This window comes from Streptomyces sp. NPDC004126, assembly GCF_050275515.1.
In the GTDB taxonomy this organism is placed as follows: Bacteria; Actinomycetota; Actinomycetes; order Streptomycetales; family Streptomycetaceae; genus Streptomyces.
On the sequence record NZ_JBNNPF010000052.1, the window covers coordinates 37,218 to 50,247 of the forward strand.

General features: G+C 71.7%; 14 protein-coding genes. 13 read left to right on the top strand and 1 reads right to left on the bottom strand.

The window, feature by feature from the left end; genetic code table 11:
- Positions 1-159 precede the first annotated feature (159 nt).
- From ACQKM2_RS33615 to ACQKM2_RS33670, 12 genes are all read left to right on the top strand, one after another.
- Positions 160-1,074, top strand: a complete 915-nt coding sequence (locus ACQKM2_RS33615; RefSeq protein WP_427716591.1) for a Rossmann-like and DUF2520 domain-containing protein — start codon at positions 160-162, stop codon at positions 1,072-1,074.
- Entirely contained in the window at positions 1,071-2,078 is a 1,008-nt protein-coding gene (gene panC / locus ACQKM2_RS33620) for a pantoate--beta-alanine ligase (protein WP_427716593.1), read from the top strand. The genes ACQKM2_RS33615 and panC overlap by 4 nt, the downstream gene beginning before the upstream one ends.
- Entirely contained in the window at positions 2,075-3,814 is a 1,740-nt protein-coding gene (locus ACQKM2_RS33625; protein WP_427716595.1) for an L-aspartate oxidase, read from the top strand. The genes panC and ACQKM2_RS33625 overlap by 4 nt, the downstream gene beginning before the upstream one ends.
- A 2-nt stretch (positions 3,815-3,816) precedes the next feature.
- Positions 3,817-4,785, top strand: coding sequence for a carboxylating nicotinate-nucleotide diphosphorylase (nadC, locus tag ACQKM2_RS33630; protein WP_427716612.1), 969 nt, complete (start codon positions 3,817-3,819; stop codon positions 4,783-4,785).
- Between the two features lie 4 nt (positions 4,786-4,789).
- The gene (locus ACQKM2_RS33635) at positions 4,790-5,599 is read left to right on the top strand and encodes a type III pantothenate kinase (RefSeq protein ID WP_007264823.1); all 810 of its coding nucleotides are present in this window, start codon (positions 4,790-4,792) and stop codon (positions 5,597-5,599) included.
- A 157-nt stretch (positions 5,600-5,756) separates the two neighbouring features.
- Positions 5,757-6,509 carry a GntR family transcriptional regulator gene (locus ACQKM2_RS33640; protein WP_427716597.1) on the top strand — a complete coding sequence of 251 codons (753 nt, stop codon included), beginning with the start codon at positions 5,757-5,759 and terminating at the stop codon, positions 6,507-6,509.
- 135 nt (positions 6,510-6,644) lie between these two features.
- A complete protein-coding gene (locus ACQKM2_RS33645; RefSeq protein WP_125818651.1) occupies positions 6,645-6,836 on the top strand; it encodes a DUF397 domain-containing protein in 192 nt (63 codons plus the stop codon).
- Positions 6,837-6,934: 98 nt separating this feature from the next.
- A complete protein-coding gene (locus ACQKM2_RS33650) occupies positions 6,935-7,537 on the top strand; it encodes a hypothetical protein (RefSeq protein ID WP_427716598.1) in 603 nt (200 codons plus the stop codon).
- 13 nt (positions 7,538-7,550) lie between these two features.
- Positions 7,551-7,718, top strand: a complete 168-nt coding sequence (locus tag ACQKM2_RS33655) for a hypothetical protein (protein ID WP_362467440.1) — start codon at positions 7,551-7,553, stop codon at positions 7,716-7,718.
- Positions 7,719-7,844: 126 nt separating this feature from the next.
- A complete protein-coding gene (locus ACQKM2_RS33660; protein ID WP_427716601.1) occupies positions 7,845-8,318 on the top strand; it encodes a BlaI/MecI/CopY family transcriptional regulator in 474 nt (157 codons plus the stop codon).
- Between the two features lie 9 nt (positions 8,319-8,327).
- Positions 8,328-8,861: an amino-acid N-acetyltransferase gene (locus tag ACQKM2_RS33665; RefSeq protein ID WP_007264818.1), complete on the top strand. Its 534-nt coding sequence runs from the start codon at positions 8,328-8,330 to the stop codon at positions 8,859-8,861.
- Between the two features lie 165 nt (positions 8,862-9,026).
- A complete protein-coding gene (locus ACQKM2_RS33670) occupies positions 9,027-9,365 on the top strand; it encodes a histone-like nucleoid-structuring protein Lsr2 (RefSeq protein ID WP_007264817.1) in 339 nt (112 codons plus the stop codon).
- On the opposite strand, the gene ACQKM2_RS33675 is transcribed toward ACQKM2_RS33670, so the two are convergent.
- Positions 9,344-9,934, bottom strand: coding sequence for an SCO3374 family protein (locus tag ACQKM2_RS33675; protein ID WP_427716604.1), 591 nt, complete (start codon positions 9,932-9,934; stop codon positions 9,344-9,346). The two genes, ACQKM2_RS33670 and ACQKM2_RS33675, sit on opposite strands and share 22 nt — an antisense overlap.
- 451 nt (positions 9,935-10,385) lie before the next feature.
- Here ACQKM2_RS33675 and ACQKM2_RS33680 point away from each other — a divergent pair, with 451 nt between their 5' ends.
- On the top strand, positions 10,386-12,911 hold the full coding sequence (locus tag ACQKM2_RS33680; RefSeq protein ID WP_427716606.1) for an ATP-dependent Clp protease ATP-binding subunit: 2,526 nt from the start codon (positions 10,386-10,388) through the stop codon (positions 12,909-12,911).
- Positions 12,912-13,030 lie beyond the last annotated feature (119 nt).

Genomic DNA, 13,030 nt, shown 5'->3' on the forward strand with positions numbered 1-13,030 from the left:
TCATCGCGGACGGCCACCGGCCGCCGCCCCCGAATTCAGGCTCGGACGCACCCTTCCGGCCCCCGGCGGGCCTGACCGGCACCAGGCCGTCGAAAGGGCCTAGCATGGCGACGTATCGTCCGGTACCCCTCGCGGACTGGAACGGAAGGCCCTCACCGCGTGAACTCATCCCAGGAACCGCGCCCCGCCCGGCTCACCGTCGGAGTCGTCGGCGCGGGCCGTGTCGGCCCCGCGCTGGCCCGTGCGCTCCAGCAGGCCGGGCACCGTCCCGTCGCCGTGTCCGGGGTCTCCGACGCCTCCCGGCGCCGGGCCGAGCGGATGCTGCCGGACGTGCCGCTGCTGTCGCCGGCGCAGGTGCTGGAGCGGGCCGAGCTGGTGCTCCTCACCGTCCCCGACGACGCCCTGCCGGGCCTGGTGGAGGGCCTCGCCGAAACCGGCGCCGTCCGCCCCGGGCAGCTCCTCGTGCACACCTCGGGGCGCTACGGGACGGCCGTGCTGGACCCCGCGCGGCGCGCGGGCGCGCTGCCGCTGGCGCTGCACCCGGCGATGACCTTCACCGGCACCGAGGTGGACGTGCAGCGCCTGGCAGGCTGCTCCTTCGGCGTGACCGCCCCGGACGAGCTGCGGCTCGCCGCCGAGGCCCTGGTCATCGAGATGGGCGGGGAGCCCGAGTGGATCGCGGAGGAGAGCCGCCCGCTCTACCACGCGGCCCTCGCCCTGGGAGCGAACCACCTGGTCACCCTGGTCGCCCAGGCCATGGAGCTGCTGCGCACCGCCGGCGTCGAGCACCCCGACCGGATGCTCGGCCCCCTCCTCGGCGCCGCCCTGGACAACGCCCTGCGCTCCGGCGACGCCGCCCTCACCGGGCCCGTGGCCCGCGGTGACGCGGGCACCGTCGCCGCGCACGTCTCGGAGCTGCGCAAGCACGCTCCCGCCACCGTCGCCGGGTACCTGGCGATGGCCCGTACGACCGCGGACCGCGCCCTCGCGCACGGCCTGCTCAAGCCCGAACTGGCCGAGGACCTCCTCGGCGTGCTCGCGGACCCCGCCGACCCGAAGGATTCCGAGCGATGACCGGCCCGCTCCAGTTGCTGAACACCGCCGAAGAGCTCCACAAGCTCCCGCGCACCGGCCGCCGGGCCGTCGTGATGACGATGGGCGCCCTGCACGAGGGCCACGCCACGCTCATCCGCACGGCCCGCGAGGAGGTGGGACCGGACGGCCAGGTGGTGGTGACCGTCTTCGTCAACCCCCTCCAGTTCGGGGCGAACGAGGACCTCGACCGCTACCCGCGCACCCTCGACGCCGACCTGCGGATCTCCGAAGGGGCGGGCGCCGACGCCGTGTTCGCGCCGTCCGTGGACGAGGTGTACCCGGGCGGCGACCCGCAGGTGCGGATCACGGCCGGGCCGATGGGCGAGCGGCTCGAAGGCGCCACCCGCCCCGGCCACTTCGACGGCATGCTGACCGTCGTCGCCAAGCTGCTCCACCTCACCCGCCCCGACCTGGCCCTGTTCGGCCAGAAGGACGCCCAGCAACTGGCGCTGATCCGGCGCATGGTGACCGACCTGAACTTCCCCGTCGAGGTGGCCGGCGTGCCCACGGTCCGGGAGGACGACGGGCTCGCCCTGTCCTCCCGCAACCGCTACCTCGGCCCGGTCGAGCGCCGTACCGCCCTGGCCCTGTCCCGCGCCCTGTTCGCCGGCCGCGACCGGCTCGCCGCGCAGGCCGCGCTGTGCGCCCGCGCCGAGGCGGCCCCGGCCAGCGACGAGCGCGCCACCGCCCTGGCCCGGCTCGGCGAGATCCGCGCCTCCGCCGACGCGCACGCCGTGTCGGCCGCGGCCGGCGGCGTCACCGGCCTGCCGGACGCCGTACGGGCCGCCGCGCGGCACGTGCTGGAGGAGGCGGGCCGGCACGAGCCGCCGCTGGTCCTGGACTACCTGGCCCTGGTGGACCCGAAGGACTTCACCGACGTCGGCCCCGACTTCACCGGACGGGCCGTGCTGGCCGTCGCGGCGAAGGTCGGCGCGACCCGGCTGATCGACAACATCCCATTGGAGTTCGGAGCACACGCGTGAGCACCACAGGCAACCCAGGCACCCCCGGCGCCGCCGGTACGGGCATACGGCTGCACGCCCCCGCCCCCGGCTGGGCCCTCGACGCGGACGTCGTGGTCGTCGGTTCCGGCGTCGCGGGCCTGACGGCCGCGCTGCGCTGCGCCGCCGCGGGCCGCCGTACGGTCGTGGTCACCAAGGCACGCCTCGACGACGGCTCCACCCGCTGGGCGCAGGGCGGCATCGCGGCCGCCCTCGGCGAGGGCGACACCCCCGAGCAGCACCTGGACGACACGCTGGTCGCGGGCGCGGGCCTGTGCGACGAGGCGGCCGTGCGGCTGCTGGTCACCGAGGGCCCTGACGCGGTGCGCCGGCTGATCGCCGCGGGCGCCGTCTTCGACACCTCCGCCGAGACCGGCGAGATAGAGCTGACCCGCGAGGGCGGCCACCACCGCCGCCGCATCGCGCACGCGGGCGGTGACGCGACCGGCGCGGAGATCTCCCGCGCCCTGGTCGAGGCCGTGCACGCGGCGGGCATCCGCACCGTGGAGAACGCGCTGGTCCTGGACCTCCTCCAGGACGCGGAGGGCCGTACGGCCGGCGTGACCCTGCACGTGATGGGCGAGGGCCAGCACGACGGCGTCGGCGCCGTCCACGCGCCCGCCGTGATCCTGGCGACCGGCGGCATGGGCCAGGTGTTCTCCGCGACGACCAACCCGGCGGTCTCCACGGGCGACGGGGTGGCGCTGGCGCTGCGCGCCGGCGCGGAGGTCTCCGACCTGGAGTTCGTCCAGTTCCACCCGACGGTCCTGTTCCTGGGCCCGGACGCCGAGGGCCAGCAGCCGCTGGTGTCCGAGGCGGTCCGCGGCGAGGGCGCGTACCTGGTCGACGCGGACGGGGTCCGCTTCATGGTGGGGCAGCACGAGCTGGCCGAGCTGGCGCCGCGGGACATCGTCGCCAAGGGCATCATGCGCCGCATGCAGGAGCAGGGCGCCGGGCACATGTACCTGGACGCGCGGCACTTCGGCGCGCAGATGTGGGAGAACCGGTTCCCCACGATCCTGGCGGCCTGCCGCTCCCACGGCATCGACCCGGTGACCGAGCCGATCCCGGTCGCCCCGGCCGCGCACTACGCCTCGGGCGGCGTACGCACCGACCTGCACGGCCGTACGACCGTGCCGGGTCTGTACGCGTGCGGCGAAGTGGCCTGCACGGGCGTGCACGGCGCGAACCGGCTGGCCTCCAACTCCCTGCTGGAGGGCCTGGTCTTCGCCGAGCGGATCGCCGAGGACATCACCGCGAACCCGCCCGTGGGCAGCGGCCCGGGCATACCCGTGCCCGCCACCGGTCCGCTCCAGCCGGCCGAGGCCCGGTACGAGGTCCAGCGCATCATGACGGAGGGCGCGGGCGTGCTCCGCTCCGCCGGGTCCCTGGCCGGGGCCGCCGAGGCGCTGGAGACCCTGTACACGACGGCCCTGGGCGAGCTGGAGAGCCAGGGCAAGACCGCCGTGCCGGGCGTGGAGACCTGGGAGGCGACCAACCTGCTGTGCGTGGCCCGCGTCCTGGTGGCCGCCGCCCAGCGGCGCGCCGAGACCCGCGGCTGCCACTGGCGCGAGGACCACCCCGACCGGGACGACGCCGAGTGGCGCCGCCACCTCGTGGTGCGGCTGTCGCGCACCGAGCGGCGGGCGCTGGTCGTCACCCCCACCGACTCCGCGGACTTCCCGTCCGTCCACCACCCCCTCAGCCTGGAGAAGTGACCGTGAGCACCCCCGAACTCCCCCTGATCGAGCAGAACGAAGGCGGCTGCGGCGACGACTGCGGCTGCGGCGACGGCGAGGAGAGCGGCCTCGACCCGGCGCTCGCCCAGCTGCTGGCCGACGCGGGCCTGGACCCGATCGAGGTCGAGGACATCGCGCACATGGCGCTGTCCGAGGACCTGGACGGCGGCGTCGACGTCACGACCGTCGCGACCGTCTCCGAAGAGGCCGAGGCCATCGCGGACTTCGTGGCCCGCGAGGCCGGTGTCGTGGCGGGTCTGCGGATCGCCGAGGCCGTGTTCTCCGTGGTCTGCACGGAGGCCTTCGAGGTCGAGCGGCACGCCGAGGACGGCGACAAGGTCGAGGCCGGGCAGCTGCTGCTGTCGGTGCGCTCGCGCACCCGCGACCTGCTGACCGCCGAGCGCAGCGCCCTGAACATCCTGTGCCGGCTGTCCGGCATCGCGACGGCCACCCGCCGCTGGGCGGACGTCCTGGAGGGCACGAAGGCCAAGGTCCGCGACACCCGCAAGACGACCCCGGGCCTGCGTTCGCTGGAGAAGTACGCGGTCCGCTGCGGCGGCGGCGTCAACCACCGCATGTCGCTGTCGGACGCGGCGCTGGTCAAGGACAACCACGTGGTCGCCGCGGGCGGCGTCGCGCAGGCCTTCAAGGCCGTTCGCGAGGCCTTCCCGGACGTGCCGGTCGAGGTCGAGGTCGACACGATGCACCAGGTCCGCGAGGTCGTGGACGCGGGCGCCGACCTGATCCTGCTGGACAACTTCACCGTCCCGGAGACGGAGGAGGCCGTGACGATCGTCGCGGGCCGCGCGGTCCTGGAGTCCTCGGGCCGGCTGTCTCTGGAGACGGCCCGCGCCTACGCGGAGACCGGTGTGGACTACCTGGCGGTGGGCGCGCTGACGCACTCCTCGCCGATCCTGGACATCGGCCTCGACCTGCGCGAGGCGGTGTAAGCAGATGCTGCTCACCATCGACGTGGGCAACACCCACACGGTCCTGGGTCTGTTCGACGGCGAGGAGATCGTCGAGCACTGGCGCGTCTCGACGGACCCGCGGCGCACGGCGGACGAGCTGGCCGTCCTGATGCAGGGCCTGATGGGGATGCACCCGATGCTCGGCAGCGAGCTGGGCGACGGGATCCACGGCATCGCGATCTGCTCGACGGTCCCGTCGGTGCTGCACGAGCTGCGCGAGGTCACGCGCCGCTACTACGGCGACGTGCCGGCGATCGTGGTGGAGCCCGGCGTGAAGACGGGCGTGCCGATCCTGATGGACAACCCGAAGGAGGTCGGCGCGGACCGCATCGTCAACGCGGCGGCCGCCGTCGAGCTGTACGGGGGCCCGGCGATCGTCGTCGACCTCGGTACGGCGACGACCTTCGACGCGGTCTCCGCGCGCGGCGAGTACGTGGGCGGGGTGATCTCCCCGGGCATCGAGATCTCGATGGAGGCGCTCGGGATGCGCGGCGCCCTGCTGCGCAAGATCGAGCTGGCCCGGCCGCGCAACGTGATCGGCAAGTCCACGGTCGAGGCGATGCAGTCGGGCGTGGTCTACGGGTTCGCGGGCCAGGTCGACGGGATCGTGCACCGCATCGCCCGGGACCTGGTGGGTCCGGACGGCGATCCGGACGACGTCCGCGTCATCGCCACGGGCGGGCTGGCCCCGGTCATCCTCGGGGAGACCACGGTGATCGACGAGCACGAACCGTGGCTGACGCTGATCGGGCTGCGGCTCGTGTACGAGCGCAACGCGCCCAGCTTCGAGTGATCCGGCCGCCGGTGGGGTCCCGCGTACGGCGGGGCCCTACCGGGCGGTAGCTGACCGTCATGCGGAATCCTCAGCTTGAACCTGATCCGTTAGCTTGTCGGCGTCGGACGCACACCCCCGCGAAGCGGCACAGCCGAGACGGCACAGGACGGCCCAAATGCCCCGTAAATCACCGTACTTGCAGGTGGTCGCATCACTCAGGACCCGCATCGAGGCGGGTGAGTGGGCAATAGGCGACAGGCTCCCCTCGCGCGCCCGGTTCGCGGAGGAGTACTCCGTCGGGCAGGGCGTCACCCAGCGGGCCATGGAGCAGCTGATCATCGAGGGGTTCCTCGAAGGCCGCGCCGGTTCCGGCACCTACGTGCGCACCCCGCGCCGGCGCATGCGGATGCTCCGCACCCGCCGCCGCGTCCCCGGCTCCGGCAACACCTTCCGCTCCGAGGCCGCCGCGCACGGCATCGCCGCGTCCTGGGAGTTCAGGACCCTCCCGCAGGTCCCGGCGCCGGAGCGGATCGCCGCCCGGCTGGCCATCGAACCCGGCTCCCCCTGCGTGATGACCCGCTACGAGTTCATGGCCGACGGCAGCCCGGCCGAGCTGTCCGAGTCCTGGGAGCCGCTGGCCATCACCTCCGGGACCCCGGTCGTGCTCCCGGAAGTGGGCGAACTGCGCGGCGCCGGGGTGGTGGCGCGCATGCGGTCCATCGGCATCACCGTCACCTCCGTGGTGGAGGTGCCGCGCCCCGCCCGGGCCAACCAGAACCAGGCCAACCTCCTCGGGATCAGCCTCGGCGCCATGATCACCGCGATCGAGCGCACGTACCTCGACTCCGACGGCCGCCCCGTGGAGACCGCCGACCTGGTCATCCCCGACTCGCGCTACGAGATCGCGTACGCCTTCCCGGTGGAGTGACCAACGGCGCGTATTGTGAACGGCCGTACTTTCCGACGACCGGGTTTTTTACGGAACTGGCCGGAGTGTGCCTCTCGTGGAGATAGCGTCACGCCCGAGAAGCACCGCGACCTCGTCCACTGCGGAGGAGACACCATGACCGCGAACGCTCGACCCGACTGGCGCAAATCGTCCTACTGCGGCGCGGGCGACGCCTGCGTGTACGTGGCGGCCGCACCCGGCACCCTGGTGCGCGTGGCCGACCGGGCCGACCCGGCGCACCTGGTGATGGCGACCACCCACGCCGCCTGGGCGGAATTCGTGAAGTCCGTCAAAGAGACCGGCTGAGGCGAGCCGGACCGCCCGGAGGGGCGGCGTGGACCCCCGCCGCGCCGCAATCCCGCACCCTCAGGGGATTTTGTCCGATTAGCGCGTATCTTCGCCCCATGCCCACGCCCTACGGATCCCGCGGCGGCATGGCGTTCAGCGCCGCCGAGCTTCACGTGCTCAGGCGTTCCCTCGCCCACGCCCTCCAGTCCTCCACGGCCCCCCTGACCGCCTCCGAGGTCCAGGACTGCCTGCGCCTCGCGGCGTCGGTGGACGACGCCGTCCTGGAGGCGGGCCGGCTCAGAGCCTTCCTGCTCGACGACCTCGCCCGCTACAGAGGAGCCCTCCCCGGGAGCCTGTCCGGCTACCTGGAGCTCCTCCAGGACGCCCTGGCCGCCGGGTACGAGCCCCTGGCCGACGACCTGGCCGCCCTGCGCGCCCTGCGGGCCAACCCGGTCGCCGCCGCCGTCCTGGAACGGGCCCAGGCCGTCGCCGGACGCTCCGTACGCCGCCGGCTCGCCACCGGGACCGCGCCCGCGGCCCCCGCGCCGCGCACCCGGCTGCTGGCCCTGGCCGGCGGCAAGGAGCAGCCGCCCTCGCCGCCGCCGAAGCCCGTCCCGGCGAAGGAGCCCCCGGCCCGGCCGGTGCCCACCCCGGGCGAGGTCTTCCCGCCGCGCCGCAAGCCCACCCCGCCCCCGGCGGCCGGGCGCGCGGCGGTGTAGCTACGCTGGGGGCATGGACTACGTCTCCGCGCTCGTGCCCCCCTTCGTGATGGCCGCGTTCTTCATCGCACTCGTCGTGACGATCGTGAAGACCCAGGGCGGGGCCAACAAGGCCAAGGAAGACGCGGTCGTCGATGCCGCGCTCGCCCGTGCCGAGGCCGGGCAGCAGTCGCAGAAGTGAAGTAACCCCGGCGACCGCGGCCGGGGTTTTCCACCGCGCGTTGCGGCGAATAGTCGGGCAATTCGCCGCAATCGGCACTATTGTGCTGCTGTGCCTCGCCCCTTGGGAGAACTCGAAGACGCAGTGATGACGCGGGTGTGGCAGTGGAACCGCCCGGTCACCGTTCGGGAAGTCCTGGAAGACCTCCAGCAGGAACGGTCCATCGCGTACACCACGGTCATGACCGTTATGGACAATCTCCATCAGAAGGGCTGGGTCCGGCGGGAAGCCGAAGGCCGCGCCTATCGATATACGGCGGTCTCCACCCGCGCCGCCTACTCGGCCGCACTGATGAACGAGGCCTGGTCCACCAGCGACAGCCCGGCGGCCGCCCTCGTCGCCTTCTTCGGCATGATGTCCCCCGAACAGCGCGAGGCCCTCCGCGACGCCGTCCGCATCGTCCAGCACGACGAACCCGGACCCGAAACCGGACCCGAAACCGGATCCGAACCCGAAACCGGATCCGAACCGGGAACGGGGACCGGCCCGGCCGGCGAGCACCCCTCCGCGGCCGCGCCGGAAGGGGACTCCGGCGCGCACGGGAGCGACCCGGGGCGATAGCGTCCGGGTATGGGAGAGCTTTCCACCACAGCCGACGCCAAAACAGTGACGATCCGCCGCGCGCGCACCAGTGATGTTCCGGCGCTGCGCCGCCTGCTCGACCAGTACGTGCAGCAGCGGATCCTCCTCGACAAAGCCCCCGTCGTCCTTTACGAGGACATCCAGGAGTTCTGGGTCGCGGAACGCGACTCCGACGGGCAGGTGGTGGGCTGCGGAGCCCTCCACGTCATGTGGGAAGACCTCGCCGAAGTGCGCACGCTCGCCGTCGACCGCGACTTGAAGGGCGCCGGTGTCGGGCACCTGGTGCTCGCCAAGTTGTTGGAGACCGCCCGCCGGGTCGGGGTCAGCCGGGTATTCTGCCTGACCTTCGAAGTGGACTTCTTCGCGAAGCACGGCTTCGTCGAGATCGGCGAGACCCCGGTGGAGACCGATGTCTACATGGAGCTCCTGCGTTCCTATGACGAGGGAGTCGCCGAGTTCCTCGGTCTCGAACGAGTGAAGCCGAACACCTTGGGCAACAGCCGGATGCTGCTGCACCTCTGATCGAGCGTGGCGGCTATTACGGGCCCCCGTCCGCCTGAGGCCTATGTCCGAATCGCGCACGTTTCCCGCCCTGTTGAGGTCCTGAACCTCTCGACGGGGGTTTGTGTTTTCCAGGCAAAAGCGGTTTCCTTTCCGCGTACTGCATTTTCGATGAAAGGAAATCCGGTGGCACAGAAGGTTCAGGTCCTTCTTGTCGACGACCTCGACGGTGGCACGGCGGACGAGACCGTGACGTTCGCTCTTGACGGCAAGACCTACGAGATCGACCTCACCACCGCCAACGCTGAAAAGCTCCGCGGTGCGCTGGAGGACTTCGTGAAGGCGGGCCGCCGTACCGGCGGGCGTGCTTCCACCGGCCGCGCCAAGGGCCGCGCCGCCGCCGCCCCGGGCAGCCCGGACACCGCCGAGATCCGCGCGTGGGCCAAGGCCCAGGGCCTCAGCGTCAACGACCGCGGCCGGGTCCCCGCCGAGATCCGCGAGGCCTACGAGAACGCCAAGGGCTGAGGCGTACGCCGCCCCAGGCGGGCGCGGTGGCATTCCGTCGCCGCCGCGGCCACCAGGCGTACGAGATCGGGCCCGGCCGGCTCCGCACAGAGCCCGGGTCCGGCGCCCCGCCCCGGACCGGGCAGGGCGGGCAGCGACGCCTCGCACCCCAGCTCGGGGGGCCGCAGCCACACGGCGGCCCCCCGAGGGCTTTCTCCCGGTGCCCGTCCGGGCGGCACGGGGGCGGTGATCCCGCCCCCCGCGCCCACGGCGGTCAGGTCCAGCGCCACCCCGCCCCATTCCAGCCAGTCGAGCAGCCCCTCCAGCTCCTCGGCGCCGCCCGGGGCGATCAGGAACCGCATCCGGCGCCCCATCACGGCCACCGGACCGGTGGCGGTGAAGCCGGGCCGGCGGAGCACCGCGGCCCCGGCGTCCGAGGGCAGCTCCAGCACGTCGAACCGGACCCCGGTGACCAGCCGCGGGGGCGCCCCCCCGGCGCAGGCCCAGCCGAGCACCCGCTCGTACCAGGTACGGGTGTCGTCCTCGGACGGGACGCGGGGCGAGGGGACGCTCACGGCGCTGAAGGACATGACCGGAGCAACTCCGGCGGCGGCCGACGGGTTACGCGACGCGCCCGTACCAATGCGGAGCGTAAACATCGGTCGAGCGGAGTCCCACATTCGGGACACAAGCGTGTTCGCCCGTAGCGGAGGGAACCATGCGTACCGGCATGGAGTGTCAGTCCTTACGGGTAAGACATTCCTAGTGGATCGGGGCGACACGCTGATTTGAGCGTGTTCCGTTCGCCATCGGCGTACACCTGTGACGGGTATCTGCCTGGCCTGCGGGAACATCGTCTCGCACCATCGAGTTGGAGCAGTAGTCGGCTCTTACAGCCGGTTTTCCTCACCGACGTGGGGGTGAGCCGTGGACGGATGTCGGCAGTTGGAATGAGCTGTCCCGTCCCGCGGGACTAGCATGCGGAAGGACAGGGCGGGGACCGACCCCGAACTGCCCGACCGCTCTGAGGAGCGATAAACGATGTTCGAGAGGTTCACCGACCGCGCGCGGCGGGTTGTCGTCCTGGCTCAGGAAGAAGCCCGGATGCTCAACCACAACTACATCGGCACCGAGCACATCCTCCTGGGCTTGATCCACGAGGGTGAGGGTGTCGCCGCTAAGGCCCTGGAGAGCCTCGGGATTTCGCTCGAGGCTGTTCGCCAGCAGGTTGAGGAGATCATCGGTCAGGGCCAGCAGGCCCCGTCCGGCCACATCCCCTTCACGCCGCGGGCGAAGAAGGTCCTGGAGCTGTCGCTCCGAGAGGCCCTCCAGCTCGGCCACAACTACATCGGCACCGAGCACATCCTGCTCGGCCTGATCCGCGAGGGCGAGGGCGTCGCCGCCCAGGTCCTCGTGAAGCTGGGCGCCGATCTGAACAGGGTCCGGCAGCAGGTCATCCAGCTGCTCTCCGGCTACACCGGGGGCGGCAAGGAGTCGGCCACCGCAGGCGGCCCGGCCGAGGGTACCCCCTCGACCTCGCTGGTCCTCGACCAGTTCGGCCGCAACCTCACCCAGGCTGCCCGCGAATCCAAGCTCGACCCGGTCATCGGGCGCGAGAAGGAGATCGAGCGGGTCATGCAGGTCCTGTCCCGCCGGACCAAGAACAACCCGGTCCTCATCGGCGAGCCCGGCGTCGGCAAGACCGCCGTCGTCGAGGGCCTGGCGCAGGCGATCGTCAAGGGCGAGGTCCCCGAGACCCTCAAGGACAAGCACCTCTACACGCTCGACCTGGGTGCCCTGGTCGCCGGTTCCCGCTACCGCGGTGACTTCGAGGAGCGCCTGAAGAAGGTCCTCAAGGAGATCCGCACCCGCGGCGACATCATCCTGTTCATCGACGAGCTCCACACGCTGGTCGGTGCGGGTGCCGCAGAGGGTGCGATCGACGCCGCTTCGATCCTGAAGCCCATGCTGGCCCGTGGCGAGCTCCAGACCATCGGTGCCACCACGCTGGACGAGTACCGCAAGCACCTGGAGAAGGACGCGGCCCTGGAGCGCCGCTTCCAGCCCATCCAGGTCGCGGAGCCGTCGCTGCCGCACACCATCGAGATCCTCAAGGGTCTCCGTGACCGGTACGAGGCCCACCACCGCGTCTCGATCACGGACGAGGCCCTCGTCCAGGCCGCGACCCTGGCCGACCGGTACATCTCGGACCGCTTCCTCCCGGACAAGGCGATCGACCTGATCGACGAGGCCGGCTCCCGGATGCGCATCCGCCGGATGACCGCGCCGCCGGACCTCCGCGAGTTCGACGAGAAGATCGCGGCCGTCCGCCGCGACAAGGAGTCGGCCATCGACTCCCAGGACTTCGAGAAGGCGGCTTCGCTCCGTGATTCGGAGAAGCAGCTGCTCGCCGCGAAGTCCAAGCGCGAGAAGGAATGGAAGGCCGGCGACATGGACGTCGTCGCCGAGGTCGACGGCGAGCTCATCGCCGAGGTCCTCGCGACCGCGACCGGCATTCCCGTCTTCAAGCTGACCGAGGAGGAGTCCTCGCGCCTGCTGCGCATGGAGGACGAGCTCCACAAGCGCGTCATCGGTCAGAAGGACGCCATCAAGGCCCTTTCGCAGGCGATCCGCCGTACGCGGGCCGGCCTGAAGGACCCGAAGCGCCCCGGTGGCTCGTTCATCTTCGCCGGTCCGTCCGGTGTCGGTAAGACCGAGCTCTCCAAGACGCTCGCCGAATTCCTCTTCGGCGACGAGGACGCCCTGATCTCCCTCGACATGTCGGAGTTCAGCGAGAAGCACACGGTTTCCCGCCTCTTCGGTTCGCCCCCCGGCTACGTGGGCTACGAAGAGGGCGGCCAGCTGACCGAGAAGGTCCGCCGGAAGCCGTTCTCCGTCGTCCTCTTCGACGAGGTCGAGAAGGCGCACCCGGATATCTTCAATTCCCTTCTCCAGATCCTGGAGGACGGTCGCCTGACCGACTCCCAGGGCCGGGTCGTGGACTTCAAGAACACGGTCATCATCATGACGACCAACCTGGGTACGCGGGACATCTCCAAGGGCTTCAACCTGGGCTTCGCCGCCCAGGGCGACGTCAAGACCGGTTACGACCGGATGAAGGCGAAGGTCAACGAAGAGCTCAAGCAGCACTTCCGGCCCGAGTTCCTCAACCGTGTCGACGACACGGTCGTCTTCCACCAGCTCAGCCAGGAAGACATCATCCAGATCGTCGACCTGATGATCGCCAAGGTGGACGAGCGCCTCAAGGACCGCGACATGGGCATCGAGCTCAGCGGTGACGCGAAGCAGCTCCTGGCCAAGCGCGGCTACGACCCGATCATGGGTGCCCGCCCGCTGCGCCGGACCATCCAGCGCGACATCGAGGACCTGCTCTCCGAGAAGATCCTCTTCGGCGAGCTGCGCCCCGGCCACATCGTGGTCGTCGGCGTGGAGGGTGAGGGCGAGGACGCCAAGTTCACCTTCCGCGGCGAGGAGAAGTCGGCCCTGCCCGACATCCCCCCGATCGAGGCCACGGGCTCCGGCCCGGACCTGTCGAAGGGCGCGTAAGCGCGTAGGCGCGTAGGCGCGTAGGCAGTACCGAGGGGCGGCCCCGGGACCCATGAGGTCCCGGGGACCGGTTCTACAAGGCCGACGCCGCCCGCGCCCGCTCCGCCGGCAGCGGTCTC

Bases quoted from the DNA above. Each gene is read 5' to 3' on its own strand.
- panC (WP_427716593.1), top strand. From the start codon at position 1,071: ATGACCGGCCCGCTCCAGTTGCTGAACACCGCCGAAGAGCTCCACAAG.
- ACQKM2_RS33635 (WP_007264823.1), top strand. From the start codon at position 4,790: ATGCTGCTCACCATCGACGTGGGCAACACCCACACGGTCCTGGGTCTG.
- ACQKM2_RS33640 (WP_427716597.1), top strand. From the start codon at position 5,757: ATGCCCCGTAAATCACCGTACTTGCAGGTGGTCGCATCACTCAGGACC.
- ACQKM2_RS33645 (WP_125818651.1), top strand. From the start codon at position 6,645: ATGACCGCGAACGCTCGACCCGACTGGCGCAAATCGTCCTACTGCGGC.
- ACQKM2_RS33650 (WP_427716598.1), top strand. From the start codon at position 6,935: ATGCCCACGCCCTACGGATCCCGCGGCGGCATGGCGTTCAGCGCCGCC.
- ACQKM2_RS33655 (WP_362467440.1), top strand. From the start codon at position 7,551: ATGGACTACGTCTCCGCGCTCGTGCCCCCCTTCGTGATGGCCGCGTTC.
- ACQKM2_RS33660 (WP_427716601.1), top strand. From the start codon at position 7,845: ATGACGCGGGTGTGGCAGTGGAACCGCCCGGTCACCGTTCGGGAAGTC.
- ACQKM2_RS33665 (WP_007264818.1), top strand. From the start codon at position 8,328: ATGGGAGAGCTTTCCACCACAGCCGACGCCAAAACAGTGACGATCCGC.
- ACQKM2_RS33675 (WP_427716604.1), bottom strand. From the start codon at position 9,934: ATGTCCTTCAGCGCCGTGAGCGTCCCCTCGCCCCGCGTCCCGTCCGAG.
- ACQKM2_RS33680 (WP_427716606.1), top strand. From the start codon at position 10,386: ATGTTCGAGAGGTTCACCGACCGCGCGCGGCGGGTTGTCGTCCTGGCT.